The 26,486-nt window shown below is 72.9% G+C and carries 22 protein-coding genes; 12 read left to right on the top strand and 10 right to left on the bottom strand.

All coding sequences use genetic code 11. From position 1 onward, the window contains the following. Window positions 1-25 precede the first annotated feature (25 nt). The 6 genes from mce (at window position 26) to ACQP2P_RS06330 (ending at window position 9,487) form a co-directional block, all read left to right on the top strand. Window positions 26-493, top strand: coding sequence for a methylmalonyl-CoA epimerase (gene mce, locus ACQP2P_RS06355; protein WP_433614000.1), 468 nt, complete (start codon window positions 26-28; stop codon window positions 491-493). Between the two features lie 126 nt (window positions 494-619). Beyond that, entirely contained in the window at window positions 620-1,969 is a 1,350-nt protein-coding gene (ccrA, locus tag ACQP2P_RS06350) for a crotonyl-CoA carboxylase/reductase (protein WP_433613999.1), read from the top strand. Between the two features lie 1,825 nt (window positions 1,970-3,794). Beyond that, window positions 3,795-5,033, top strand: coding sequence for a cell division protein DivIVA (locus ACQP2P_RS06345; RefSeq protein WP_433613998.1), 1,239 nt, complete (start codon window positions 3,795-3,797; stop codon window positions 5,031-5,033). A gap of 157 nt (window positions 5,034-5,190) precedes the next feature. Then, window positions 5,191-7,137, top strand: a complete 1,947-nt coding sequence (locus ACQP2P_RS06340; protein WP_433613997.1) for a hypothetical protein — start codon at window positions 5,191-5,193, stop codon at window positions 7,135-7,137. A gap of 306 nt (window positions 7,138-7,443) precedes the next feature. Then, the gene (locus ACQP2P_RS06335) at window positions 7,444-8,637 is read left to right on the top strand and encodes a class I SAM-dependent methyltransferase (RefSeq protein ID WP_433613996.1); all 1,194 of its coding nucleotides are present in this window, start codon (window positions 7,444-7,446) and stop codon (window positions 8,635-8,637) included. A gap of 19 nt (window positions 8,638-8,656) precedes the next feature. After that, a complete protein-coding gene (locus ACQP2P_RS06330; protein ID WP_433613995.1) occupies window positions 8,657-9,487 on the top strand; it encodes a glycosyltransferase in 831 nt (276 codons plus the stop codon). 82 nt (window positions 9,488-9,569) lie between these two features. Here the strand turns inward: ACQP2P_RS06330 and ACQP2P_RS06325 are convergent, their stop codons facing one another. After that, window positions 9,570-11,060: a sugar transferase gene (locus ACQP2P_RS06325; RefSeq protein ID WP_433613994.1), complete on the bottom strand. Its 1,491-nt coding sequence runs from the start codon at window positions 11,058-11,060 to the stop codon at window positions 9,570-9,572. Between the two features lie 787 nt (window positions 11,061-11,847). Here ACQP2P_RS06325 and ACQP2P_RS06320 point away from each other — a divergent pair. Next, window positions 11,848-12,771, top strand: coding sequence for a glycosyltransferase family 2 protein (locus ACQP2P_RS06320; protein WP_433613993.1), 924 nt, complete (start codon window positions 11,848-11,850; stop codon window positions 12,769-12,771). 81 nt (window positions 12,772-12,852) lie between these two features. Here ACQP2P_RS06320 and ACQP2P_RS06315 read toward each other — a convergent pair whose 3' ends face one another. The 6 genes from ACQP2P_RS06315 to ACQP2P_RS06290 form a co-directional block, all read right to left on the bottom strand. Next, a complete protein-coding gene (locus tag ACQP2P_RS06315) occupies window positions 12,853-13,182 on the bottom strand; it encodes a hypothetical protein (protein ID WP_350616116.1) in 330 nt (109 codons plus the stop codon). Between the two features lie 119 nt (window positions 13,183-13,301). Next, window positions 13,302-15,131 carry a 3-hydroxyacyl-CoA dehydrogenase family protein gene (locus tag ACQP2P_RS06310; RefSeq protein WP_433613992.1) on the bottom strand — a complete coding sequence of 610 codons (1,830 nt, stop codon included), beginning with the start codon at window positions 15,129-15,131 and terminating at the stop codon, window positions 13,302-13,304. A gap of 179 nt (window positions 15,132-15,310) precedes the next feature. Then, window positions 15,311-16,081 carry a maleylpyruvate isomerase family mycothiol-dependent enzyme gene (locus tag ACQP2P_RS06305; RefSeq protein WP_433613991.1) on the bottom strand — a complete coding sequence of 257 codons (771 nt, stop codon included), beginning with the start codon at window positions 16,079-16,081 and terminating at the stop codon, window positions 15,311-15,313. 81 nt (window positions 16,082-16,162) lie between these two features. Next, window positions 16,163-16,663 (bottom strand): DUF456 domain-containing protein, encoded by a 501-nt coding sequence (locus ACQP2P_RS06300; protein WP_433613990.1) that lies wholly within the window; start codon window positions 16,661-16,663, stop codon window positions 16,163-16,165. A 43-nt stretch (window positions 16,664-16,706) separates the two neighbouring features. Next, window positions 16,707-17,693 (bottom strand): alpha/beta fold hydrolase, encoded by a 987-nt coding sequence (locus tag ACQP2P_RS06295; RefSeq protein ID WP_433613989.1) that lies wholly within the window; start codon window positions 17,691-17,693, stop codon window positions 16,707-16,709. A 56-nt stretch (window positions 17,694-17,749) separates the two neighbouring features. Beyond that, window positions 17,750-18,154, bottom strand: coding sequence for a DUF7144 family membrane protein (locus tag ACQP2P_RS06290; protein WP_433613988.1), 405 nt, complete (start codon window positions 18,152-18,154; stop codon window positions 17,750-17,752). A gap of 100 nt (window positions 18,155-18,254) precedes the next feature. On the opposite strand from ACQP2P_RS06290, the gene ACQP2P_RS06285 reads away from it, so the two are divergent. The 3 genes from ACQP2P_RS06285 to ACQP2P_RS06275 are packed head-to-tail and all read left to right on the top strand — an operon-like array spanning window position 18,255 to window position 19,903. After that, window positions 18,255-18,611: a DoxX family protein gene (locus ACQP2P_RS06285; RefSeq protein ID WP_433613987.1), complete on the top strand. Its 357-nt coding sequence runs from the start codon at window positions 18,255-18,257 to the stop codon at window positions 18,609-18,611. Between the two features lie 56 nt (window positions 18,612-18,667). Beyond that, window positions 18,668-19,171, top strand: a complete 504-nt coding sequence (locus ACQP2P_RS06280) for a MarR family winged helix-turn-helix transcriptional regulator (protein WP_433613986.1) — start codon at window positions 18,668-18,670, stop codon at window positions 19,169-19,171. Window positions 19,172-19,201: 30 nt separating this feature from the next. After that, window positions 19,202-19,903 (top strand): SDR family NAD(P)-dependent oxidoreductase, encoded by a 702-nt coding sequence (locus tag ACQP2P_RS06275; RefSeq protein ID WP_433613985.1) that lies wholly within the window; start codon window positions 19,202-19,204, stop codon window positions 19,901-19,903. Window positions 19,904-20,043: 140 nt separating this feature from the next. Here the strand turns inward: ACQP2P_RS06275 and ACQP2P_RS06270 are convergent, their stop codons facing one another. Then, complete coding sequence (locus ACQP2P_RS06270) at window positions 20,044-20,856, bottom strand: alpha/beta hydrolase (protein ID WP_433613984.1); 813 nt, start codon at window positions 20,854-20,856, stop codon at window positions 20,044-20,046. Window positions 20,857-20,960: 104 nt separating this feature from the next. Between ACQP2P_RS06270 and ACQP2P_RS06265 the strand changes: the two genes are divergently transcribed. Further along, window positions 20,961-22,466: an aldehyde dehydrogenase family protein gene (locus ACQP2P_RS06265; RefSeq protein ID WP_433613983.1), complete on the top strand. Its 1,506-nt coding sequence runs from the start codon at window positions 20,961-20,963 to the stop codon at window positions 22,464-22,466. Window positions 22,467-22,476: 10 nt separating this feature from the next. Here the strand turns inward: ACQP2P_RS06265 and ACQP2P_RS06260 are convergent, their stop codons facing one another. After that, on the bottom strand, window positions 22,477-23,109 hold the full coding sequence (locus ACQP2P_RS06260) for a DUF4126 domain-containing protein (protein WP_433613982.1): 633 nt from the start codon (window positions 23,107-23,109) through the stop codon (window positions 22,477-22,479). A gap of 59 nt (window positions 23,110-23,168) precedes the next feature. Between ACQP2P_RS06260 and nucS the strand changes: the two genes are divergently transcribed. After that, the gene (gene nucS, locus ACQP2P_RS06255) at window positions 23,169-23,828 is read left to right on the top strand and encodes an endonuclease NucS (protein WP_433084045.1); all 660 of its coding nucleotides are present in this window, start codon (window positions 23,169-23,171) and stop codon (window positions 23,826-23,828) included. Window positions 23,829-24,488: 660 nt separating this feature from the next. On the opposite strand, the gene ACQP2P_RS06250 is transcribed toward nucS, so the two are convergent. After that, window positions 24,489-26,471, bottom strand: a complete 1,983-nt coding sequence (locus ACQP2P_RS06250) for a protein meaA (protein ID WP_433613981.1) — start codon at window positions 26,469-26,471, stop codon at window positions 24,489-24,491. Between the last annotated feature and the right edge of the window lie 15 nt (window positions 26,472-26,486).

The following is a 26,486-nucleotide window of genomic DNA, read 5'->3' as shown; positions in this document are numbered from 1 at the left end:
CGTTGGATCAGTTCAGACTATCGCCATGGAGACCTCGGCCCAGAAGTTGGATATATCACCCATCGGCATCCAGCGCATCGACCACGTCGGCATCGCCGTGGCGGACCTCGACGAGGCGATCGCGTTCTACGGCCGCGTGTTCGGCATGCGCTGCGTCCACGAGGAGACCAACGAGGAGCAGGGCGTGCGCGAGGCCATGCTCTCGGTCGGCCCGACGCCCGAGGGCGGCTGCCTGCAGCTGCTCGCGCCGCTGTCGCCGGAGTCGACGATCGCCAAGTTCCTCGAGCGCAGCGGGCCGGGGATGCAGCAGCTGGCGTACACCGTGACCGACGTGGACGCCGCGTGCGCCGCCCTTCGCGAGCGCGGGGTGCGGCTGCTGTATCCGCAGCCCCGGCGCGGCACCGCCGGCTCCCGCATCAACTTCGTGCACCCCAAGGACGCCGGCGGCGTGCTGGTCGAGCTGGTGCAGCCCGCTGATGCAGTTTCTCACTAGCGCCTTCCGCGCCTAGTTACCGATCAGTAACGTCCGGCCCGGGGATCGAGATGTGTGGACGGTCCCCATGGTCGTCGGCCGCCGTGTGCGGCGACGCTTCCTCACCGGACGTTAGGAGCGCCAGCGATGCAGCACATCCTCGACGCGATCATGCAGGCGGAAGGGGCCGCGGACCCGGCGGCCGAGCTGCGGGCGGTGGCCGGGCTGCCGGTGCCGGACAGCTACCGGGGCGTCGTGGTGCGCGCCGACGAGGCGGCCATGTTCGACGGGCTCGAGACGCGCGAGAAGGACCCCCGCAAGTCCCTGCACGTGCAGGAGGTCCCCACCCCCGAGGTCGGGCCGGGCGAGGCGCTCATCGCCGTGATGGGCTCGGCGGTCAACTACAACACGGTGTGGACCTCGATCTTCGAGCCGGTTTCGACGTTCGGGTTCCTGCGCCGGTACGGCAGATTGAACGCTCTCGCCGCGCGCCACGACCGGCCCTATCACGTGGTCGGCTCCGACGCGGCCGGCGTGGTGCTGCGCGTCGGCCCCGGGGTGAGCAAGTGGAAGCCGGGCGACGAGGTCGTCGCGCACTGCCTGAGCGTCGAGCTCGAGGACGCCGCCGGGCACGACGACACGATGCTCGACCCGCAGCAGCGCATCTGGGGCTTCGAGACCAACTACGGCGGCCTGGCCGAGCTGGCCCTGGTCAAGGCCAACCAGCTCATGCCCAAGCCCGCGCACCTGTCCTGGGAGGAGGCGGCGTGCCCCGGCCTGGTCAACTCGACGGCGTACCGCCAGCTCGTCTCCCACCACGGCGCCCGGATGAAGCAGGGTGACGTCGTGCTCATCTGGGGCGCGTCGGGCGGGCTGGGCTCGTACGCGGTGCAGTTCGCCCTCAACGGCGGCGCGACGCCCGTGTGCGTGGTCTCCAGCCCGCAGAAGGCGCAGCTGTGCCGGGCGATGGGCGCCGAGCTGGTGATCGACCGCTCCGGCTTCCGCTTCTGGCGCGACGAGCACACCCAGGACACGGACGAGTGGAAGCGCTTCGGCGCCGAGATCCGTGCGCTGACCGGCGGCGAGGACCCCGACATCGTCTTCGAGCACCCGGGCCGCGAGACGTTCGGCGCCAGCGTGTTCGTGGCGAAGCGGGGCGGGACGATCGTCACGTGCGCGTCGACCTCCGGGTTCGCGCACCAGTACGACAACCGGTATCTGTGGATGCACCTCAAGCGCATCGTGGGCTCCCATTTCGCGAACTACCGGGAGGCGTGGGAGGCCAACCGTCTCATCGCCCGGGGGCGCATCCATCCGACCCTCTCCCGGGTGTACTCCCTGGAGCAGACCGGGCAGGCGGCCTACGACGTGCACCGCAACCTCCACCAGGGCAAGGTCGGGGTGCTGGGCCTCGCCCCGTCGGAGGGCCTCGGTGTTCGCGACGCCGCGCTGCGCGCCCGGCACGAGCCGGCCATCAACCGCTTCCGCAACCGCTGACCCTGCGCCACCCGGCCCCGCTTCCGCGCAACCGCTGATCCCCGGCCACCCATACCCGCTTCCGCAATGCTGACCCCGGGCCACCCACACCCGCTCTTGCCCGCGCCCGGTTGCCCCCGGGCGCGGGCGGGTCGCCCGCGCGGGGCCGGTCCCGACCGCGCGGGCACGCGTTCCTCCGCCGCCGACCTCCGGCGCGGCGCGGAGCTGGGCGCAGCGCGGAACCGGGCGCAGCGCGGAACCGGGCGCAGCGCGGAACCGGGCGCAGCGCGGAACCGGGCGCAGCGCGGGCGCAGCGAAGCCGGGCGCAGCGCGGGCGCAGCGAAGCCGGGCGCAGCGCGGGCGCAGCGAAGCCGGGCGCAGCGCGGGCGCAGCGAAGCCGGGCGCAGCGCCGCGGAACCGGGCCCAGCGCGGCGCGGAAGCGGGCGCAGCGCGGAGCGGAAGCAGGCGCGGCGCGGAGCTGGGCGCAGCGCGGAGCTGGGCGACCCGCGGACGCAGCGCGCAGCGCGGACGCAGCGCGGAACCGGGCACGGCGCGGGCGCAGCGAGGCCGGGCGCAGCGAAGCCGGGCGCAGCGCGGAGCGGGCGCAGCGCGGAGCGGGCGCAGCGCGGAGCGGGCGCAGCGCGGAGCGGGCGCAGCGCGGAGCGGGCGCAGCGCGGCGCGGGCGCGGGGCGCAGCGCGGCGCGGACGCGGGGCGCAGCGCGGCGCGGACGCGGGGCGCAGCGCGGAGCAGCGCGGACGCAGCGCGGAACCGGGCACGGCGCGGGCGCAGCGAGGCCGGGCGCAGCGCGGGCGCAGCGAAGCCGGGCGCAGCGCGGAGCTGGGCGCAGCGCGGAGCTGGGCGCAGCGCGGAACCGGGCGCAGTGCGGCGCGACGTGGGCGCGGCGCGGCGTGGGCGCGGCGTGGCGTGGGCGCGGCGCGGAACCGGGCGCAGCGCGGAACCGGGCGCAGCGCGGCGCGGGCGCGGCGCGGCGCGGGCGCAGCGCGGCGCGGAAGCGGGCGCAGCGCGGCGCGGAAGCGGGCGCAGCGCGGCGCGGAAGCGGGCGCAGCGCGGAGCTGAGCGGCGCAGCGCGGAGCTGAGCGGCGCAGCGCGGAGCTGGGCACGGCGCGGGCGCAGCGAGGCCGGGCGCAGCGCGGCGCGGAACCGGGCGCACAGCCGGGCGCAGCGCGGGACCGTGCGCAGAGCCGGGCGCGGCGCGGAACCGTGCGCAGAGCCGGGCGCAGCGCGGAACCGGGCGCAGCGCGGCGCGGAACCGGGCGCAGAGCCGGGCGCGGCGCGGCGCGGAACCGGGCGCGGGACCGGGCGCAGCGCGGGCACGGCGCGGGCGCAGCGCGCAGCCGGGCACGGGGCGGGCGCAGCACGGAACCGGGCACGGGGCGGGCGCAGCGCGGAGCCGGGCACGGCGCGGGCACAGACGCGATGCGCGCGCGGAAACGGCGGGGAACGGGCACGACCAGGCGCGGACGCGGACCTGAACGGCGCGAAACGGAGCGGGCACGGACCGGACGCGGACCCGGGCGGCGCGGGCGTAGGGCGGGGCGTGGCGCGGGCCGCGACGGGCACGGGCGCGGCGTGGGTGCGGACTCGGCACCCGCGCGGTGCTCACCCGCGGTCGCTCGATCCCCCACTCGCACGGTGGGGATCAAGCACCCCCGCGCTCCGGTCGTCCGGCCATTCGCGCCGGACGTCGCGCTCATCTCGCCACGCCCGGAACGCGTGACAAAAACGCGGCGTGTCCTGGCCTGGGAAAGTTGACCATGAGGGCTGTGCGGAAGATAGCCGTTCCACCCTTGCGAACTCCCCCGGGTGGTCTGCAAGTATGTGCCAATGCCCCAGCAGCAGTCCTCGGTTGACTTCTTCCAGAACGGCTCCGATCACGAAGAGCTGAGTGTTGTCCTGCGCGGTTACGACCGTCAGCAGGTCGACAGCAAGCTGCAGCGCCTCACCGCGCAGATGCAGCAGGCCAATCAGGCCCGCGAAGAGGCCGAGGGCCGACTCGCCGAGGCCCAGCGCCGGGTCCGTCAGGCCGAGCAGCGCCTCGGCACGATGGAGCAGAAGCTCAGCGACACCAACAAGCAGCTGGAAGAGAACAACCGGCCGACGCTCTCGGGGCTGGGCACGCGGGTCGAGCAGATCCTGCGGCTGGCCGAGGAGCAGGCCAACGACCACCGGGGCGAGGCCAAGCGCGAGTCCGAGGGCATCATCTCCGCGGCCCGGCTGGAGGCCCGTGAGATCACCGACAAGGCGCGCGCCGAGTCGGCGGCCATGAAGGCGACCGCGGAGCGCGAGGCGGGCAACCTGCGCACGGCCGCCGAGCGGGAGGCCGCCGAGGTCCGGGTGCAGGCCCGGCGCGAGGCCGACACGCTGCGGGCGGACGCCGAGCGCGAGACCAAGCAGCTGCGCACCGCCACCGCGCACGAGGTCGCCGAGCTCAAGGCGACCGTCGAGCGCGAGGTCGCCACGCTGCGGGCCACCGCCGAGCGGGAGATCACGCAGCTGCGGGCCAAGGCCGCTCGGGAGGCCGAGGAGAAGCGCGCCGAGGCGACCAAGCTGCTCACCGACGCCCGCGACAAGCGCGACAAGGACCTGCAGTCCCTCGCGCTGGAGATCGCCGAGCGGCAGGAGAAGGCCGAGCGCGACGAGTCCGCGCGCCACGCCTCCGCCGTCGCCGCCACCCAGAAGCTGGTCACCGAGGCCGAGGGGCGCGCCCGGGCGGCCGAGGACCGGGCCAAGGAGATCGAGCAGCGCGCCGAGACCCGCCGCGTCGAGTCCGAGCGGGCCGCCGCCGAGACCGTCGACAAGGCGAAGAACCTCGCCGACAAGACCGTCAACGAGGCCCGCGCCGAGGCCCACCGGGTGCTCAGCGAGGCCCGCGCCGAGGCCGAGGAGACGACGCAGCGCGCTCGCCGCGAGGTCGAGGATCTCACCCGCCAGAAGGACGCGGTTACGTCGCAGCTTGGGCAGATGCTCTCCGGCCTGGCCGGCATCATGCCGACCGCGCCGCCGGCCCAGGGCGGCGGCGACAAGAAGGGCAAGTCCGGCGACGGCGAGAAGGTCTCCGCCTGACAGCAGCGGGTCGCGGCGATCGTGCCGCTTCTCAGGATTGCGGGCCGCTACCGAAACCGGACCGATTGCAATCATTCACGGGGAGTTCGATCGCACGTCCCGTCACGCGCAGTGTGTAATTGCGCGTGGCGGGACGTTGCGTGTGAGGATGGGTGTTATGTCAGACGGCGGCGACCTCTTCAACGCGGGCACCGGGGTGTCCTCGGAGCCAGACTTCGAAACGGCGATCCGCGGATATCGACGTGACCAGGTCGACAAGTACTGGACGCAGTCCGAGAACGAGATCGCCGCGCTGAAGCTGGAGAACGAAGAGGTGTGGGGCCAGGTCCAGGCCCTCGCCTCGCAGGTCCAGGATCTCCAGATGGAGCTGCAGGAGCTGCGCCGGCACGCGCCCGGGCGCGGCGAGGTCGTCTCGTTCCGCCACCTCGGCCCGCGGGTCGAGCAGATCCTGGGCCTCGCCGAGGACCAGGCCGCCGACATCCGCGCCGGCGCCGTGCAGGAGATCGCCGGCCTGCGCGCCGAGGCCGAGCGGCTGCTCGCCGATGCCCGCAACCGCGCCGCCAAGGCCAACGAGGACTTCGAGCTCGCCCTCGCCGCCCGCCGCGCGGAGGAGGAGCGCTCGGTCGCCCACCGCCGCTCGTCGCTGGACGCCGAGGCCCGCGCGATCGAGGACCGCGCCGCCCACGCCCGCGGCGAGGGTGAGCGCATCATCGCCGCCGCCCAGGCCGAGGCCCAGCGCATCAACCAGGCCACCATCGCCCAGCTCGAGCAGGCCCGCGCCGAGAACGAGGCCCACGCCCACCAGGTGCGCACGGCCGCCGAGCAGCACGCCGCCGCCGTCAAGAGCGAGGCCGACCAGCACGCCCACGCCGTGCGGGCCGCCGCCGAGCAGGAGACCGCCGGCGCCAAGTCGCACGCCGCGGCGCTCGTCGCGCAGGCCCAGGAGGAGGCGGCCACGCTCGCCGCCCGGGCCAAGCACGAGGCCGACACGCTCACCGCCCAGGCTCAGCAGACCGCCGCGGCCGTGGCCGCCAAGGCCCAGGAGGCCGCCGAGGCGGTCGCCAAGCAGGCCCAGGAGCACGCCGCCGCCGTCGCCGCGCAGGCCCAGGAGGCCGCGGCCGCCCTCGCCGCCCAGGCCGAGGCCGCCGCCGCCGAGGCCGCCGAGCAGGCCCGCCGCAAGCTCGAGGCCGACACCGTCACCGCCAAGCAGGCCGCCGACGCCGAGGTCGCCAACCACCGCGAGACCCTCGAGCAGCAGCTGCGCGACCTGCGCGCCGCCCACGACGCCGAGCTCGCCGAGCTGCGCGCCGCGGCCGCCGCCGAGGCCGAGTCCCTGCGCACGGCCGCGGCCGCCGAGGCCGACTCGCTGCGCGCCGAGGCCGCGACCCACGCCGAGACCGTCAAGGCCGAGGCGGCCACGCACGCCGAGACGGTCAAGGCCGAGGCGGCGACCCACGCCGAGGCCCTGCGCGGGGAGGCCGCCATCAAGGCCGACGAGGCCCGGAAGGCCGCCGAGGCCCTGAAGGCCGCCGAGACCGCCCGCGCCGCCGCCGAGGCCGAGACGGCCGAGATCCGCGCCGCCGCCGACACCGAGGCCGAGCAGTTCAAGGCCCGCATCGCCGCCCTGGAGGCCGAGGCCGACTCGCTGCGCGCGGCCGCCGCGGAGGCCGAGACCCTGCGCGCGACCGCGTCGGAGGCCGACTCCCTGCGCACCGCGGCCGCCGAGGCCGAGACGCTGAAGGCGAAGGTGGCGACGCTGGAGGCGGAGGTCGCGGCCGCCCAGGCGGCGCTGGAGTCCGCGAAGGCCGAGGCCGCCGAGGCGCTCAAGGCCGCCGAGGCGCTCAAGGCCGCGGAGGCGAAGGCCGCCGAGGCGAAGGCGGCAGAGCCCAAGCCGAGCACGAACGGCAACGCGAAGTCGAAGGCCCAGGGCGCCAAGGCCACGAAGCCCGAGGAGACCAAGGCCACGAAGGCGGAGGAGCCCAAGGCCGCGAAGGCGGAGGAGCCCAGGACGGACGGGGCCGAGCTCGACGAGGAGCTGACCGCCGCCACCGCCGCGCTCCCGGCCAACGGCAAGGTCACCGTCGAGGCCAACGGCACCCGCTGACCAAGGCCACCCCGGCAACCAGCCTCGGTCGCATCACTCGGCCGGAGAAGTCGTAGAATGCTGGCCGCCGAACCATACGCGCGCGACCAAGCACAACGAGCCAGAGCAGGCCCGCGCGGCACAGCACGACGAACGAGCGGCGCCGCCACGCAGACGTGTAAGTCAGGAAATCGACAGACGACACCGCGGCCGTCTGGCGACCCATAAACTCACCTCCCACCCGTCGACGATCGGGAGCTTCGCTATGCGCGTGCTCGTCACTGCCCATGACCGCCGGGAAGCCGGGCACGAGCGGCGGGTGTCGGCGTGACCACGGAGCACGTCCCCCGCGTCTGTGACGCCTGCGACGAGGACAAGCTCGTCCCGTTCGCCGAGCTCGGCGACGTCCCGGTCCTCAACGGCGTGCACTGGGAGGCGCACGGCGACGCCGTCGCCTCGCCGACCGGCCGGATGACGCTCGCCGCCTGCCCCCGCTGCGCGTACGTGCGCAACATCGCGTTCGAGCCGGACCGGCTGGCGTACGACACGACGATGGACACCAGCCGGTACTTCTCCCCCGCCTTCCAGCGGTTCTCCACCGAACTCGTCGAGAACCTCAACGAGCGGTACGACCTCAACGGCAAGCTCGTGCTGGACATCGGGTGCGAGCAGGGCGAGTTCCTCAAGGAGCTCACCCGGATCGGCGGGGCCACGGGCGTGGGCTACGACGCGCGGTACGCCGGCGAGGAGGGCGAGCAGGGCGCCACCACGTTCCACAGCGCGCTGGCGCCCCGCAAGGACGGCCTCCCACGGTACGACTTCTTCACCTCCCGCCACTGGTTCGAGCACCTCGACGACCCGCACGAGTTCCTGGTCGACCTGCGTGAACAGGCCGCCGGGCGCGAGGTGTTCGGCTACGTCGAGGTCTCCGACGCCGCGCACGAGCTCGCCGGCGCCGGCTGGGAGGTCACGTACCCGCGCGTGTCGTACTTCGGCGCCTACGCCCTCGCGAGCATCTTCGGCCGGGCCGGCTGGACGGTCGAGTCGACCGGGACGCTGTTCTCCGGGATGTACCGCTACATCGAGGTCTCGGCCAACCGCCCCCGCGCCGGCGGGCACGTCGCGCACACGGGCGAGCTGCCCTCGCTGCGGGCGCGCGACAAGCAGCTCGCCGCCGGCGCCGGCTTCGCGCAGCGGCACCACGCCGAGCGGGAGCGCTGGCGGGCCACCATCGCGCGCCTCGACGCCGAGGGCGCCAAGCCGGTGCTGTGGGGCGCCGGGTCGCGGGGCGTGCAGTTCCTGGCCCTCGCCGACCGCGAGCTCGCCCTGGCCGGCGTCGTGGACCTCAACCCGCGCAAGTGGGGCCGGTTCCTGCCCGTCACAGGGCACCGGGTCGACCCGCCGTCGTCGCTGACCGCGCTGCAGCCGAAGGCGGTCGTCATCACCAACCCGGCGTACCAGGAGGAGATCGCCAAGACCCTCGTGGAGCTCGGGGTGGCCGCCGAGATCCACGTCGCCTGAGCGGCGGGCACCGGCGACCATGGTCAGCATCGTCATCCCGGCCCACAACGAGGCCGCGGTCATCGGGCGCAACCTGAAGCGGCTGCTCGAGGGCGCCGAGCCCGGCGAGTTCGACGTCATCGTCGTGGCCAACGCGTGCGGTGACGGCACCGCCGAGGCCGCGGCCGCCGTGCCCGGCGTGCGCGTGATCGACACGCCGGTGCCCGGCAAGGTGCCCGCGCTGCGACTCGGGGACGAGGCCTGCCGGAGCTTCCCGCGGCTCTACCTCGACGCCGACGTCGAGCTGACCGCCGAGTCCGTCCGGGCCCTGGTCCGGGCCTGTGCCCGGCCGGGCGTGCTGGCCTGCGCGCCCGTGCCCGAGCTCGACCTCGACCGGGTCGGGCCGATCGCACGGCGCGTCCACCGGGTGCACCACCGGCTCCTCACCCCGACGCGCGCGCTCGCCGGGGTCGGCGTCTACGTGCTGACCGAGGCGGGCCACGCACGGGTCTTCCCGATGCCGGATGTGATCGCCGATGACGGCTGGGTGCACACCAGTTTCGCCCCCGACGAACGCCTGGTGGTGTCCGAGGCCCGGTCTTTGGTGCGCCCAGCTCGTACCGTCAGATCGCACCTGAACCGAAGGGTCCGCGTCCGCCGGGGCAACCGCCAGCTCGCCGCCCTGCGGCGGCCGCACTCGACCGGCGGCGAGGGCGGGCCCGGCCTGGGCTCGCTGGCGGGTCTGCTGCGCCGCCGCGAGGTGAGCCCGCTCGACGCGGCCGCCTACCTCGGCGTGCTCGTGCTGGACCGCACGCTGAGCCGGGTCCGCCGCGACAAGGGCGGCTGGGGCAGCGACCTCAGCACCCGCTGAGACAGCAAAACCCCGGCGGCCCCAGCACCGCTGAGACGAAAAAATCCCCGGCGAGCGGGCTCGCCGGGGTCGTCGTGAGCGTTCAGTAGGCGCCGGTGCCCCGGACGACCGCGCTCGCGGTGCGGGCGAGGATGCGCAGGTCGAGCAGCGGGGACCAGTTGTCGACGTAGTTGAGGTCGAGCCGCACCGACTCCTGCCAGGACAGCTCGGAGCGGCCGCTGACCTGCCACAACCCGGTCATGCCCGGCTTGACCAGCAGGCGGCGGCGCACGTCGTCGTCGTACTCGGCGGCCTCCGACAGCAGCGGCGGGCGCGGGCCGACCATCGACATCGTGCCGTTGATGACGTTGAGCAGCTGCGGCAGCTCATCGAGCGAGGTGCGGCGCAGGATCGCGCCGACCTTCGTCACCCGCGGGTCCCGCTTCATCTTGAACAGCAGGCCCTCGGTGTGCTGGTTGAGGTGCTCGATCTCCTGCCGCAGCTTGTCCGCGTCCTTGACCATGGTGCGGAACTTGTAGCAGGTGAACTCCTTGCCGTTGATCCCGGCGCGCGGCTGGCGGAACAGGGCCGGCCCCGGGCTCGTGGCGCGGATCATGATCGCCATGACCAGCATGAACGGCCCGGCCAGGATCAGCAGGATGCCGGCCAGCAGGCGGTCGAGCACGTTCTTGACCGCGCGCTGCGGGCCGGTGAGCACGGGGGCGCGCACGTGCAGCAGCGGGCCGCCGCCGCTGGGCAGCACGGCGACGCGCTCGGGGGCGACCTCGGGCAGGGCCGGCGCGACCAGCAGCTCGATGTCGTTGTCGGAGAGCTCCCAGGCCAGGCGGCGCATCTTGTACGGGTCCATCTCCAGCGGCAGCGCGACCAGCACCGCCGTGCAACCCGTGCTGAGTGCGGTGCCGGCCACGTCCTTGAGGTCGTCGTACACCGGGATGGAGTGAGCGGTGACCTTGCGGGCCTGGTCGAGGTCGGTGATGCAGGCGCCCGCGACCCGAAGGCCGTACGAGCGGTCGCGGCGCAGCGCCGTGAGGAGCGTGACGACCGAGTCGGCCGGGCCGATGACCAGGGTGCGCTGGCGGACGTATTCGCGCTGCACCGTGCGCAGCACCGCGAGCGTGGCGTAGCGGCCGGCGATCGTCAGGCCGGCGGCGACGGGCACGGCGACGATGATCGGCTTGAGCAGGTACAGCAGGTCGAAGAGCACGCAGATCGGGGCCAGAATCGCGACCGCGATCACCGCGGCGCGCAGGCTCCGGTAGATCATGCCGGTGCGGTTCTCCAGGAACCACCGGTCGTACATGCGGTTGCCCGCGAGCAAGAGCAGCCAGAACAGTCCGAACACGGTGACGGAGTACACGGGCGCGACCCCCACGCCCGGTGCGACGAATGCCCCGCCCATCAGGTCGCCGGCCATGAACAGTACGACGGTCGTGATGGTGAGCGTGACAGCCAGAGTATCGCCGAGGAACGCAACGAGGAGATTGCGCCCGGTCGACCTGAGCCGGCGCCGCTGAACTCCTGGGAAAGCCGCCATCACCGCGGTCTCGACCGTGGCCGAATCCGCCAGAACCATCCCAACCCCCTTACGTGCTGCTCAATCCACTTATCGAAGGTGAAATGCGGTGGCGTTCGTCACCTTGACTGCCGTTGGGCGGCCGAACCCCAGCGGTAAGGTACCGAGGAAGCCGCCATAACGGGAACCATCGTGCCGCATTCCCGACGTGGCTGAAGGTGCTATTGACACCACCGGTGCTGCACCTTTGCCGAAAGCATCGTCCAATAAGGGAAAAAAGGACAAGACGCCGCCCGCGCGCGCGAAACTTCTCCGAAAATCACGCTGCGTCGCCTTAATTGACTTCTATGCCGGACTTAAGGATCGCGTAGTGACGGCGACCTATCAAATCTGGCGGCGATGACCAGGCCGAACGCTTGATCACCGATCGACACCGCATGATCACCGTCCGTTCTAGCGCCATCACGCACCGCAGGGGCTTAAACCGAGCGTCACCGTCAAGCCGTCACCCCGGCCGCCATCGAGCATTGCGTTCGTTCCCCGTTTCCGGCTGCAGTCCGTTTCAGGCCCGCAAGGCAATGGTCCGAGGAATGTTTGAATGCATGAGCACAAATGGCCGGCCGGGCTTTCCTGCGCCGCCGTCGAGAGGATAGCAGCGACACGCCACCCGGCGGCAGTCAGACCCGGGCGAAGTTCATGTCCAAAATCTACGTTTTCGCTGCTCGCAGGGCCGATCCTCCGGAATGTCACCCGCCGGATCGGCCAAGCTCCCTCGGTACTTTCGGCTCGTGTCACCCCGGCCGCCGGTACCATCCGGGAAGCTTCAGCCTCGCCGTGGGAGCCACTCGTGAGCAGTAGCCAGCCAGCGCCGGTCGTCAGCATCGTCTCCGTCGCGCACAACGCGCGTGCGGGTCTGCTGCGCGGACTCGGCGCGATCCAGTCCGGGACCGAGGTGCCGGCCGAGATGATCGTGGTGGACAACGGATCCACCGACAACACCGCGGCCGCCGTGCGCCACGCCTTCCGCGACGTCACCCTGATCCGCCAGGACGAGCCCCTGCCGGCGCCGGCCGCGCTGAACCTCGGGGCGGCGAGCGCCCGCGCGCCGTGGCTGCTCTTCCTCGATCCCGGCCTCGAGCCCGTCGGCGACGCGGTCCGCACGCTGCTCGAGCACGCGGGCTCCCACCCCGACGAGCGGCTCTGCACCGGCCGCACCCTGCGCGACGGGGTCGACGACGGCCGCACCGTCGAGGCCGCACCCTCCCTGCTGGGCACGGCGTGCCTGGCGCTGAGCCTGCCGTTCGACCCAGAACGGCTGCCGCGGCTGGACCGCTCGATCGGCGGCGCCGTGCCCGCCCTGACCCCGCGGATGCTGCTCATCGAGCGCGATCTGTGGGACATGCTGGGCGGCTTCGACGAGCGCCTTCCCACGGCGGACCTGTCGGTCCGCGCACGAGCCCTCGGCGCCCGCCCGACCCTCGTTCCCGACGCGCGGATGACGGCGAACCCGCCCTCGCCGCGCCCGGCGCGCCTGGTGAGCACGGCCCTGCTGACCGAGCGCATGGCCTTCGCGCACCGGCACCTCACGCCCGGCCGGACCCGGGCGATGGGCCTGATCCTGAGCGTGGCGGCGCTGGCCCGCTCGGTCGCGGGCGAGCCGTGGCGGTCGATCCGCCGCCGCCGGTCGACGTGGCTGTCCTCGCAGGCGCCGATGCCGTTCGTCGCCGTGCAGACGCGCTCGTTCGTGCGCCGCGACCTTCCCCAGCCTTAGCGTGCTCAGCCCGTGCTCCCGGGCCCTTCGTCCGCTCGACCGCCCTTCGCACGCCGGCGGCTCGCCCGGTGTCCGCGCTGCTCAGCCGTAGCGGGGCGCGCTGCGGCTACGCTGGATGTTGGGCCCGCGCCGGTCGCGAGCGCGCCAGCACCCGGTGTGCCAGTGCCGCCGATCGGTCAGGTCACCGCGCTCGTCCGCGGGCCAGGCCACGAGGTGCGGCACGCCCGGCCCGATCTCCTGGTCGCAGCCCGGGCAGCGGTACGCCTTCGTCGCCCCGCCCGCCGGGATGTTGCGCACCTGCCACTCCCCGTCGCTCCACTGCTGCACGGCGCCGACGCCCCGCTTGACCCGATCGAGATCGATCGGCGGCGGTGCGTCGTCGCGCTTGGGGTGGTTGCGCCGGGGAGACACGTGCCCAGCCTATCCGCCCCTCGCCATCGGCTCTCCCGCCCGGCTCACGGGACTCGCGGCCGGCAACCCCGCCACGCCCGCATTCGTGCCTCGGCCCGCGACCGGACGCGGCCGGCCGGTCAGCTTCTGGAGTAGTCGCGGAAGCCGCGGCCGGCCTTGCGGCCCAGGTAGCCGGCCGTCACCAGGTGCTCCAGCAGGGGCGCCGGGGCGAAGCCGGGCTCGCGCAGCTCGAGGTACAGCTCACGCTGGATGGCCAGGGCCACGTCCAGGCCGATCACGTCGAGCAGCTCGAACGGGCCCATCGGATAGCCGCAGCCCAGCTTCATCGCGTGGTCGATGTCGTCGGCGGTCGAGTACGAGGCCTCGACCATTTTCACGGCGTCGTTGAGGTACGGGAACAGCAGCGCGTTCACCACGAACCCGGAACGGTCCGCGCACACGACCGGGTGCTTGTCCAGGGCCCGGCAGATCGCGGTGGCGGTGGCGACGGTCTGCTCGCCGGTGCGGATCGTGCGCACGACCTCGACCAGCCCCATCGCCGGCGCCGGGTTGAAGAAGTGCAGGCCGACCACGTCGGCGGGGCGCCCGGTGGCGACCGCGAGCTCGATGACCGGCAGGCTCGACGTGGTGGTCGCGAGCACGACGCCCGGCTTGCAGATCTCGTCCAGGGAGGCGAAGAGGGCCTTCTTGACCGACAGCTCCTCCACGACCGCCTCGACGACGAGGTCCACGTCGGTGAGGTGCTCGATGGTCGCGGACCAGGTGACCCGGCCCAGCGCGGCGTCGCGCCCGGCCTCGTCGAGCCGGCCGCGCACGACGGCCTTGTTCAACGACGTCTTCAGCACCTCACAGGTGCGGCCGGACTGCTCGGCGCCGCGGGTCACCGAGACGACCTCGAACCCGGCGCGGGCGAAGACCTCGATGATGCCGGTCGCCATCGTGCCGGAGCCGACGACCCCGACCTTCGCGACCGCGCCCGCTCCCACCGCCGCCAGACCGTGCGACGCAGCCACCGCCTCGCCGGACGCCTTCGGCCCCGCGGCCGCGAGGCCGGTGAACTCGTCGGGCACGACGACGGGCGAGCCCGGCTTCTCATACGTGTAGAAGCCCCGCCCCGACTTCCGCCCCAGCAGCCCGGCCGTGACCATCTGCTTGATGAGCGGCACCGGGGCGTGGCGGCGGTCGCGGCCGCCGCGGCGGTACATGGTGTCGAGGATCTCGTACGCGGTGTCGAGGCCGATGAGGTCCATGAGCGCGAGCGGGCCCATGGGCAGCCCGCAGCCGAGGCGCATCGCGGCGTCGAGGTCCTCGCGGGTGACGTACTTCGCCTCGAGCAGGGACACGGCCTGGTTGAGGTAGCCGAACAGCAGCGCGTTGGCGATGAAGCCGGCCCGGTCGCCGATGGTCACGTCGACCTTGCCCAGCCGCGCGCACAGGCCCTCGATGTCGGCGACGACGTCGTCGGCGGTGACGACCGTCCGCACGACCTCGACCAGCTTCATGATCGGCGCCGGGTTGAAGAAGTGCATGCCCACGACCTGGTTGGGGCGGCTCGTGGCGACCGAGATCTCGGTGACGGAGAGGCTGGACGTGTTCGTGGCCAGGATCGCCTCGGGCTTGCACACCCGGTCGAGCTCGGCGAAGATCCGCTGCTTGAGCGCGAGCTGCTCGGGCACCGCCTCGATGACGAGGTCCGCGGCGTGCAGCGAGGGCAGCCCGACCGCGAACGTGACGCGGCTCAGCAGCTGGTCGCGCTCGGTCTCGGAGAGTTTGCCCTTGCGCACGGCCCGGTCGACGCTGCCGCGCAGGGTCTGCTCGCCGCGGCCGAGCGCCGCGTCGCTGACCTCGACGGCGAGGACGTCGATCCCGTTGCGGGCGAAGACCTCGACGATGCCGGCCCCCATGGTCCCGAGCCCCACCACCCCGACGGATGCAAACTCGCGCCCCATGCGGCCGCCCTCCCTAACGATGACTCAGGTCCCGGCCGAGTCTGCCACGCCGACCCTCGTCGATCCGACATCGTGTGGCGAATCCCCCTCGCGGCCGCGAAGCGCGAGAGACCGAGGCGCAAGCAGCAGAAGCCGGAGCAGCAAGGCGCGAGGGGGGCGAGCAAGAGCGGGAGGGGAGGTCAGGTCCAGCGGATCGTGGCCCGTTCGCGCCAGAGCGACAGCACCGACTCGTTGCCCTCGACGTCGAGGTCCGCGGTGGAGCGGCGGTTCCACAGGGCCAGGTAGAGCGCGCTCGCCGGGCCGCGCAGGGTGCAGTCGGCGCCGGGGGTCGAGCCGCGCGTGATGGTGGCGCCCGCGGGGGTCATGGTGACCGTCCACGCGTGCGGGCCGTCCGCGGTGGCGCCGTCGAGGGCGTGGACCGACAGGGTGCAGGGCGTCTCGGCGCGCAGGCGGCGGCCGCGTGTGCCGTAGAAGCCCATCAGCAGCTCGTCGATGCCGTCAAGGCCGAGGTCGGCGTCCACGCCGGCGATGTCGCCCACGGCGCCCTCCAGGTCGGCGCGGTGGATCGTGGTCTCGTGGGCCTGGCGGCGGGCCCAGAAGGCGAGCGGCGACCCGGCGGGCAGGAAGTGCCAGCAGGGGGTGTCGGCGGGGGCGGCGCGCAGGGTGTCGACGAGCGCGGTGTGGCCGGCCTGGAACCAGTCGAGCAGCGCCGGGTCCGCGGGGAAGGGGCCGACCGCGTCGGCCTCCTCGTCGTCGGTCAGGACGCGGGTGCGGCGGTCGCGGACGTAGGCGGCCGCCCAGCGGTGCACGTAGCCGACGTGCTGGACCAGCTCGCGGACGGTCCACTCGGGGCAGGTCGGGACCGGGGCGTCGAAGCCCGCCTCCTCCGCGGCGTCGACGAGATCCAGCCCGGCGCGCTCCAGGACGTCGATGTGCCGACCGATCTCCATGCCGACACAGTGCCACACGGGTACGACATTTTCGGTCGGCTACCGGATCGACGAGGACGCAACCGGGGGTCAGGCCCCGACCTACGCGACGAAGACGCCGGCGAGCCAGATGGCCGCGATGATCAGGCCGGTCGCCAGCTCGATGAGCATCGACAGCCCGGCCGCCTTCAGGGCGTGCTTCGTCGAGCCCCAGGCCGCCCGCGAGTCGTGGTGGCGGGCCAGCTCCACGAGGAAGATGGCCAGCACGAAGCCGATGACGAGCCCCACCACCGGGATCAGGAAGAAGCCGATGATCCCGCCGACCCCGCCCAGGAACAGGGTCAGGTTGGACACGCCGGCGCGCTTGAGGTTGCGGCCCGGCACGAGGTACTTCGCCAGGAACCCCAGCGCGAGCACCACCGTGGCCGCGATCCCCACCGCCCACCCGGTCGCCCCGTGCCCGCCGAACACGGCCCACGCCGCCACGCCGGCCCAGCACAGCACCAGGCCGGGCACCATGGGCACGAGCACCCCGATCAGCCCGACGATCACGCAGATCGGGGTGATGACGGAGACCAGGCCGCTGCTGTCGGTCGCATCCACACGCAACACTGTGCAGCACACCGCGGCCCGGCGCATCCGAACGTCAGGCCCCGACGACCTCCCGCAGCGCGGCGGCGAACTCCTCCGGGCGCTCGACGTGCGGGCTGTGCCCGACGCCCGCCCACGCCAGCTCGCGGTAGTTGCCGTACCGCTCCAGCACCGCCCGCGTCTGGCCGATCATCGGCTGCGGCGGGCACGCGTCCTCGCCGGGCCACCCGGGCACGAGGCCCATCTTGCCCAGCTGCGCGAGGTCGAAGAACGAGGTGTCGGAGACGATCGCGTCCAGCTCCCCGCGAATCCAGGTGATCGGCGGCTTCTCGGCCAGCTCGACGATCCCGGACAGGTTCAGCCAGCGGGGCGAGAGGGTGTTGAGCACGCCCTTGGTGCCGGGCCCCTGGCCGGGCCAGTTCTCGCTGGGGGTGCCGTCGCCGGGGTAGTTCGCCTCGCCGATCGCCGTGGTCAGCATGCTGTCGAGGAGGAGCTCCTCGTCCGCCCCGAAGTCGAACCCGGGCGCGGCGTAGAACGCGCGCATCACGTTGCGCGGGCTGGTCTGCTCGTCGGTGCCACGGTCCTTCGCCTCGAGCAGCCGGACGAAGTCGGGGTTGGCCGAGGCGCCGCCGGTGCCCGCGAAGTCGGGCGTGGTCGGGGTGCCGTCGAGGTCGCGGGTGCCGCCGAAGCCGTAGGGCGAGACCGGCGCCTCCAGCACCAGGGCGCCGATGTGCGCGGGGTGGTCCAGCAGCAGCTGCATCGCCACGCCGCCGCCGAGCGAGTGGCCGACCACGGTCACCTTGCCGCCGGCGGCGAGCTCGGCCAGCAGCGGGGCCACGTCGTCGGCGAAGTCGCGCACCCCGCGGGTCGCGTCGATGGGGAGGGCGGGGCTCTGCCCGTATCCGCGCAGGTCGGGCAGTGCCAGCCGCCAGTGCTCGGGCAGGTGCCGCACGAGCGGCTCCCAGAAGGCGGACGAAGAACAGTTGCCATGAATCAGCAGGACGGGCGGGCCGGTCTGCGGCCCTCTGGTCGTGACGTGCATCACCGCATCGTGGCATCGGACTGTGGGCCGGTCACATGTGGCCGGCCCACACACTGTCAGCTCAGCACGGCCTCGTCATGCCCATACCGCGTCAGCGCCCAGATGACCGCCACGTCCGCCGCGATGATCAGCATCGACCACAGCGGGTAGTACGGCAGGAACACGAAGTTGGCGACCGCGCTCAGCGAGGCCAGCACGATGCCGAGCACCCGCCCCCAGAACCGCCCGGCGAGCACGGCCCCGCCCCCGAGCGCGACGATCACGCCGAGGGCGAGGTGCACCCAGCCCCAGGCGACGATGTTGAAGCCGAAGAGGTAGCTGTCGGCGAGGATGTAGAAGGTTCGCTCGAAGATCGCCGTGAGCCCGACGATGATCTGGAAGATGCCGACGACGAGCATCATGCTCCCGCCGAACACGGCGAACCCGGTGACCCAGCGGGACTGCCGGTGCAACGTCTCCATGCGCACACGGTGGGCGCCCACCGGATGAGCCCCCATCACCCGGCGGCGGGGAACGCGTGAATACTTGACGCTTCAATCATATGTGCCCACAATCCCGGGCATGAACATTGTCCTCTGGGTGCTGCAGGTGCTGCTGGGCGTGGCCTTCCTGGGCGCGGGCGCGATGAAGGCCTCACAGCCCGTCGAGAAGCTGGGCAAGAACATGACCTGGGTGCATCGGTACAGCCCGGGCACCGTCAGATTCATCGGCGTCATGGAGATCCTCGGCGGCCTCGGGCTGATCCTGCCGTGGGCCACCGGCATCGCGCCGATCCTCACCCCGCTCGCCGCCGTCGGGCTGGCCGTCATCATGCTGCTGGCCGTCGTGGACCACGCGCGCGCCCGGGAGTACCCCATGATCGGCATCAACGTGCTGCTCGGCGCCCTCGCGGTGATCATCGCGATCGGCCGGTTCTGACGCCTATCGGACGCGTCGTTGGCTCAATCCCGCAAGATCCGGGCACCATGGAACCCATGACGGACGAGCCGCGATGGCTGGACGACACCGAGCGGCACGCTTGGATGTCGCTGCTGGCCGTCGTGCTCGTCGGCTTCCCCGAGCTCGAGCGCACGTTCCGGCCCCACGGCCTGGTCCACGTCGAATACGGGCTGCTGGCCGCGCTCAGCGGCGCCTGCGACGGGCTGCGCCTGTCCGACCTCGCGGGGCAGATGAACATGTCGGCGAGCCGCCTGAGCCACCGCATGCGCAAGCTCGTCGACCTCGGCTACGTCGAGATCTCCGGCGACGCCTGCGACGGGCGGGTCAGCATCGCGCGGGTCACCGACGCCGGGCGGGCGTTCGTCGAGCGCGTCGCCCCGGCCCACGTGGCCGACGTGCGCCGGCTCATCTTCGACCATCTCGACGAGGCCCAGACGCGGGCCCTGGCCGATGCGCTCGGCGCCGTCGCGGGGAAGCTCGGCGACACCTGTCCGGGCGCGCCGAAGGGACCACCCGTCCCCGGCGCACGGGCCATATAAATGACCCCGCGACAGGAATAGAGTGACCGCATGCGTGCCGTCGTGATCACCGGGGTGTCCCGCGGCCTGGGCGCCGCTCTCTTCGACGTGTCCATCTCGCGCGGCGATCGGGTCCTCGCGATCGGGCGGCACTTCACCGAGCAACAGCAACTCTTGCGCGACGAGCGGCCCGGGGACGTCACCCTGTTCTCGACCGACCTCGCGGACGCGCACTGGCTGCCGGACTACGACATCATGCGCGGCTTCCTGCGCGAGGCCGACGAGGCCGTGCTGATCCACAACGCCGCCGTCGTCGAGCCCATCGGCGCCGTCGGCCGGCTCACCACCGAGGCCATCACCAACGCGATCGCGGTCAACCTCACCGCCCCGGCCGTGCTCACCAACACGTTCCTGCGGGCCGCCCCGGCCGACGCGCGCAAGCGGCTGCTGTTCGTCTCCTCCGGCGCGGCGCACCGGATCATCGACGGCTGGGCGCTGTACTGCACCACGAAGGCGGCCGGCGAGACCTTCTTCGAAGTCGTCGCCTCGCAGACGCGCGACGACGAGAAGGTCAGCGTCGTGAACGTCGACCCCGGCCAGATGGACACGCACATGCAGGAGAACATCCGGCGCGCGGCCGCCTCGGGGGCCTACTTCCCGGGCCAGCAGCGGTGGGTCGACGCGCCCGCGGAGGGCCGGCTCGCCGATCCCCTCGCCGTGGCCGAGCGGATCATCAAGGAGCACGCCTCCTGAGCGCCGGGGGCGCCGAAGCGCATCGGACGATCAGGGAAGGGTGACCAGCCGCGGGCCTGGCAGCGACGGCGCGCCAGCGCCGAGCGGTGTCTGGCGGGAGCGACGGTCCGCACCCCCGCGGACCCGAGTCCTGGACCTTCCTACGACAGCACCGCTCTGAGCTTCGCCGCGAAGGGCGCCGCGTCGCCGAAGCCGCCGTGCCCGCCGGGGAACTCGGCCACCGCGGCCTCCAGGCGCGCGCCGAGCTCACGGGCGCAGCGGTTGGGCGGCTCCCCCGTGCTCGCCGCGCCCACGGCGGGCACGATCCGCACCGGGCCCGAGCGCAGGCCGTCGAGGTCGGGCACGAACGTGGCGACGGGCGGGATCTCGTACCGCACGAAGAACTCCATGTTCGCCTCCATCCGCGCCGCGAACTCGGGCGAGGGCGGGGTCCCGGGCGTGCCGTCGTCGCCGTGCATGTCCATGGCCGCGCCGAAGACGCCCATCGCGGCCCCGACCCCGCCGTCGCGGTAGGCGTCGGACACCTCGGTCATCACGCTGCGCCAGGAGTCGAAGTCGGGCAGCAGCTCGAACAGCGGCGGCTCGTGCGCGACGACCGTGCGGACCATGCCCGGGTACCGCGCCGCGAGCTCCAGCGCGATCACCGCGCCCGAGCTGTTGCCGAACACGTCGGCCGGCTCGTCCTCGGTCACGCCGACGGCGCCCAGCACGCGGTACGCGTCGTCGGCCTGCTCCTCGAGGATGATCTCGGCCGGTGGGCCGTCGAGCACGCTGCGCGAGTTGCCGCGCCGGTCGTAGGTGACCACGGTGTACTCGCCGGCGAGCCGGTCGGCCAGGGCCGCGAAGCCCTCGGCGTCGTAGATGCCGCCGCAGATCAGCAGCAGCACCGGGCCGCTGCCGCGCACTTCGTAGTACAGGGTCGCGCCGGGTACGTCGAGCTTCTCGGTCTTCACGGTTCCTCCTGCGGTCGTGGTACCCGATGGTCGGAGCCGGGCACCGCATCTCGACGGCCGATCAGGGCCTACTCGTGAGTAATTTCCGGGTTTACACTCGCGCCATGACCGTCACGCGAACGCCCGGCGTCCCCGCCATCGACGAGGGCTCGCTGATCTCGACCAACCCCGCCACCGGCGAGGAGGTCGGCCGCTTCCCGGTCGCCTCCCCGGATTCTCTCACCGACGCGGTGGCCCGCGCGCGTGACGCGGCCGCCTGGTGGGGTGGTCTCGGGTTCGGCGGGCGCCGGCGGCGCCTGCTGGCGTTCCGCAGTGTGCTCGCCAACCGCCTGGACGAACTGGCGGCGCTCATGCACCGGGAGGGCGGCAAGCCCCGGGCCGACGCGCTCGTGGAGGCCATCGCGGCGATCGACCACATCGCGTGGGCCGCGCAGCACGCCCGCAAGGTGCTGGGCCGGCGCCGGGTGGGCAGCTCGATCCTGCTCAAGGAGCACACGTCCTACCTCGAGTACCTCCCCTTCGGCGTGATCGGGGTCATCGGGCCGTGGAACTACCCGATCCTGACGCCGATGGGCTCGATCGCCTACGCGCTCGCGGCCGGCAACGCGGTGGTGTTCAAGCCCAGTGAGTACACGCCGGCCGTCGGCCAGTGGTTCGTGGACCGCTTCCACGAGGTCGTCCCCGAGCACCCTGTGCTGCAGATCGTGCACGGCCTCGGCGACGTGGGCGCGGCCCTGTGCCGCAGCGGGGTCGACAAGATCGCGTTCACCGGCTCGACCGCCACCGGCAAGAAGGTCATGGCCGCGGCCGCCGAGTCCCTCACCCCCGTCCTGCTGGAGTGCGGCGGCAAGGACGCGATGGTCGTGGCGGCCGACGCCGACCTGGACGCGGCCGCCGCCTCCTGCGTGTGGGGCGGGCTGACCAACGCCGGTCAGACGTGCGTCGGGATCGAGCGGGTGTACGTCGCCGAGCCGGTCTTCGACGACTTCCTCAACCGCGTGGTGGCGCGCGCGGCGAAGCTCAGCGTCGGGGCGGAGCCGGGCTCGGACATCGGCCCGATCACCATGCCGTCGCAGATCGACATCATCCGCCGGCACATCGAGGACGCCCTGACCCGCGGCGGCCGCGCGGTCCTCGGCGGCGCGGAGGCCGTCCAGCCGCCCTTCGTCAACCCCACGATCCTGGTGGACGTGCCCGAGGACGCCGCGGCGGTGCAGGAGGAGACCTTCGGCCCGACGCTCACCGTCACGCGGGTCCGCGACGCGGCCGAGGGCGTGCGCCGGGCCAACAGCACCGGCTACGGCCTGGGCGGCGCGATCTTCTCGAAGTCCCAGGGCCTCGACCTGGCCCGCCAGGTCCGCTCGGGCATGACCTCGGTCAACTCGGCGCTCACCTTCGCCGGCATGCCCGCGCTGCCCTTCGGCGGCGTGGGGAACTCCGGCTTCGGCCGCATCCACGGCGCGGACGGCCTGCGCGAGTTCACCCGCCCGAAGGCGATCGTGAAGCGGCGGGGCCCGACCGTGCTGGCGGCGATGACGTTCGACCGCACCGAGAAGACCATGCAGCAGATCGTCCGCGTGGTGAAGCTGGTGCACGGCCGCAGCAGGTAGGGCGTGGCCGTTAGGGGGCCGGGCGGTATCCCTGGGCGGCGGCCCACTTCGCGGCGGCCTTCTCCTCCTTGCGCTTCTTCCGGCGTCGCATCAGCCAGCCGAAGCCCAGGAACAGCAGCAGCATGAAGAGCAGGACCACGATCGGCAGGACGATCGCGATCACCGACAGGAAGACGCTGAAGAAGTCCTCGATGGTGCTCACGATCGGGGCGCCGAAGCCGACCGTCGTGGCGTTGACGACCGGGCGGGAGACGGCCTTCATGCCGTGCACGCCGAGGGATATCGCGCCGCCGACGACTATCGGCACCCATTGATGGCTCGTGAAGAACGACCCCGGGTCGGTGACCGTGACCGTCTCGGAGCTCGACGCGGCGCCGAAGGCCAGGCCGCCGGCGGTCGGGCGGATGAACGTCTGGATGACGTCGTTGACGTGGTCGAGCATCGGCACCTTGTCGGCGACGAACTCGATCGCCAGCAGGATCGCGACGATCGTCAGCGTCCAGCCGTTCTCCATCCACTGCCAGTTCGACGGCAGCGTGATCAGGTCGGTATACCGCGCGAGCACGCCGATCGCCAGCAACGGGATGTAGGCGTTGAGCCCGGCCGATGTGGCGAGGCCGAGACCCGTCAATGACTCCAACACTCCCCAAGCATGACATCGCGTTGCCAGTCCCACCCGGTGGGCGGGTTAGGCTGTCGGCCGTGCGTCTCGTCATCGCCAAGTGCTCGGTCGACTACATCGGCCGGCTCACGGCCCACCTCCCGCCCGCGACCCGCCTGCTGCTCATCAAGGCCGACGGGTCGATCTCGATCCACGCCGACGACCGGGCGTACAAGCCGCTGAACTGGATGAGCCCGCCCTGCCGGCTCGAGGAGTCCGACGGGCTCTGGCGCGTGGTCAACAAGGGCGGCGAGGAGCTGCGCATCACGATCGAGGAGATCCTGCACGACAGCTCGCACGAGCTGGGCGTCGACCCGGGCCTGGTCAAGGACGGGGTGGAGGCGCACCTGCAGGAGCTGCTGGCGGCGGCGCCGGAGACGCTCGGGGCGGGCTTCACGCTGGTCCGCCGCGAGTACATGACGGCGATCGGCCCCGTCGACCTGCTCTGCCGCAACGGCGAGGGCGCGACCGTGGCGGTCGAGATCAAGCGCCGCGGCGAGATCGACGGGGTGGAGCAGCTGACCCGATACCTCGAACTGCTCGGCCGCGATCCCCTGCTCGCGCCCGTGTCCGGGATCTTCGCGGCGCAGGAGATCAAGCCGCAGGCCCGGGTCCTGGCCGAGGACCGCGGCATCCGCTGCGTCGTGCTGGACTACAACGCGCTGCGCGGCGTGCAGAAGGACGAGCTGACGCTGTTCTGACGCCGGGCCGGCACGGGCTCGATCGGGCCGCCGACCACCGCGCGGCCACCTTCGCAGGCCGCGCCACCTCAGCCGCGCGGGGCGGCCGGGGGCGGCGACGAGGCCGGCGCTCGCAGCCGCGCACCCGCAGCTGCCACCGTCGCACGCTTGCAGCCGGGCACCGGGCGGCCACCTCCGCACGCCGCCGCTGCACGCCCCGCCACGCCACGCCACAACCGCACGACCGCCGCAACCGCTCGCCGCAACCGCGCCACCGCCGCCGCACGCCACGCCACGCCACAACCGCACGACCGCCGCAACCGCTCGCCGCAACCGCGCCACCGCCGCCGCACGCCACGCCACGCCGCAACCGCACGACCGCCGCAGCCGCTCGCCGCAACCGCGCCACCGCCGCCGCACGCCACGCCGCAACTGCATGACCGCCGCCGCTCGTCGCACACGCGCCACCGCCGCAGGACGCCTGCCCGCAGCCGTGGCGAATCCGGCGCCGCATCGAGCAGCGCCCCGATCAGCAGCTCGTCACAGGAGAGCGGTGCGTCGCAACACGCAGGTGCCGCGCGAGGAGCATCCCAGAAATCGGCACGAATCGCATTTATCCCCGGACAGGGTATAAATGCGAAAAGTCCGATCACGAAGTGTCGGACTTTTCGGAAAAGCCAGTCAGAGGTTGTGCGCCTCCCGCACCACGGTCACAAGCTCGTCCACCACATCGGTGATGGCGAAGTCCTTCGGCGTGAAGACCCGCGCCACGCCCGACGCACGCAAGGTCTCCGCGTCCCCGGGCGGAATGATCCCGCCGACCACCACCGGCAGGTCGCCCAGCCCCGACGCCCGCAGCCCCGACAGCACCGACGCCACCACGGCCAGGTGGGACCCGGACAGCACCGAGAGCCCCACCAGGTCCACGTCCTCCTCCACCGCCGCCGCCACGATCTGCGCCGGTGTGAGCCGAATCCCCTGGTACACCACCTCGAAGCCGGCATCGCGCGCCCGCACCGCGATCTGTTCCGCGCCGTTGGAGTGTCCGTCCAGCCCGGGCTTGCCGACCAGCATGCGCAGGCGGCCGGTGCCGAGGTCCTCGGCGGTGCGGCGCACGCGGGCGCGGACCGCGTCCAGGTTCGCCGTCGGCGTCGAGAGCGCGGCGGTCAGGCCGGTCGGGGCACGGTACTCGCCGAACACCTCCCGCAGGGTCCCCGCCCACTCGCCGGTGGTCACGCCCGCCTCGACGCACGCGAGCGTGGCCGCCATCAGGTTGCCCTCGCCGGCCGCGGCCGCGCGCAGGGCCTCCAGGCACGCTGTCACGTCGCCGCGGGCGGAGCGCCAGGCGGCGATCGAGGCCACCGCGGCCTGCTCCACGGCCGGGTCGATCTGCTCGATCGCGGCCGCGCCCGCGGCCAGCAGCGGGGACGGCTCGGTCTCGGTGAAGCGGTTCACGCCCACGACCACGTCGTCGCCGCGCTCCAGGCGGGCGCGGCGCTCGGCCAGGGAGGCGACCAGGGCGCTCTTGAGGTAGCCGGACTCGACGGCCGCGACCACCCCGCCCATGTCCAGCACGCGCCGCAGCTCCTCGGTCGCGCCGTCGACGATCTCACCGACCAGCGCGTCCATGACCTTCGAGCCCTCGAACAGGTCCGGGTACTCCAGCAGATCCGACTCGAACGCGAGCACCTGCTGCATGCGCAGCGACCACTGCTGGTCCCACGGCCGCGGCAGGCCCAGCGCCTCGTTCCAGGCCGGCAGCTGCACGGCCCGGGCCCGGGCGCCGCGGGAGAGGGTCACGCCGAGCATCTCCAGCACGATGCGCTGCACGTTGTTCTCGGGCTGGGCCTCGGTCAGGCCGAGCGAGTTGACCTGGACGCCGTAGCGGAAGCGGCGCGCCGAAGCGTCCGCCACGCCGTAACGGGAGGCCGTGAGCCGGTCCCACATCGCCGTGAAGGCGCGCATCTTCGCCGTCTCCTCGACGAAGCGCACGGAGGCGTTGACGAAGAACGAGATCCGGGCCACCACGTCGGTGAAGCGCTCGGGCGCCACCTGGCCGGAGTCGCGCACGGCGTCGAGCACGGCGATCGCGGTCGCCAGCGCGAAGGCCACCTCCTGCACGGGGGTGGCCCCGGCCTCCTGGAGGTGGTACGAGCAGATGTTGACCGGGTTCCAGCGCGGGCAGTTCGCGACGGTCCACGCGATCGTGTCCGTGGTCAGGCGCAGCGACGGCCCGGGCGGGAAGATGTGCGTGCCGCGGGAGAGGTACTCCTTCACGATGTCGTTCTGCGTCGTCCCCGCCAGCCGGGCGAGCTCGACGCCCTGCTCCCGGGCGCAGGTCACGTAGAGGGCGAGCAGCCACATCGCCGTGGCGTTGATCGTCATCGAGGTGTTGGCGCGCTCCAGGTCGATGCCGCCGAAGAGCTCGCGCATGTCGCCGAGGTGCGCGATCGGCACCCCGACGCGGCCCACCTCGCCCCGGGCGAGCTCCGCGTCGGGGTCGTAGCCGGTCTGCGTGGGCAGGTCGAACGCCACCGACAGGCCGGTCTGGCCCTTCGCCAGGTTGCGGCGGAACAGGGCGTTGGAGGCGGCCGCCGAGGAGTGGCCGGCATAGGTGCGCATGACCCAGGGACGGTCGCGCTCGGGAAGCCTCTCATCGACCATACGCAGCACCCTACT

It is taken from the genome of Dactylosporangium sp. CA-139114 (assembly GCF_050955725.1).
In the GTDB taxonomy this organism is placed as follows: Bacteria; Actinomycetota; Actinomycetes; order Mycobacteriales; family Micromonosporaceae; genus Dactylosporangium.
The sequence above is the reverse complement of the archived record's forward strand: the minus strand, read 5'-3'. Positions and strand labels throughout refer to the sequence as shown.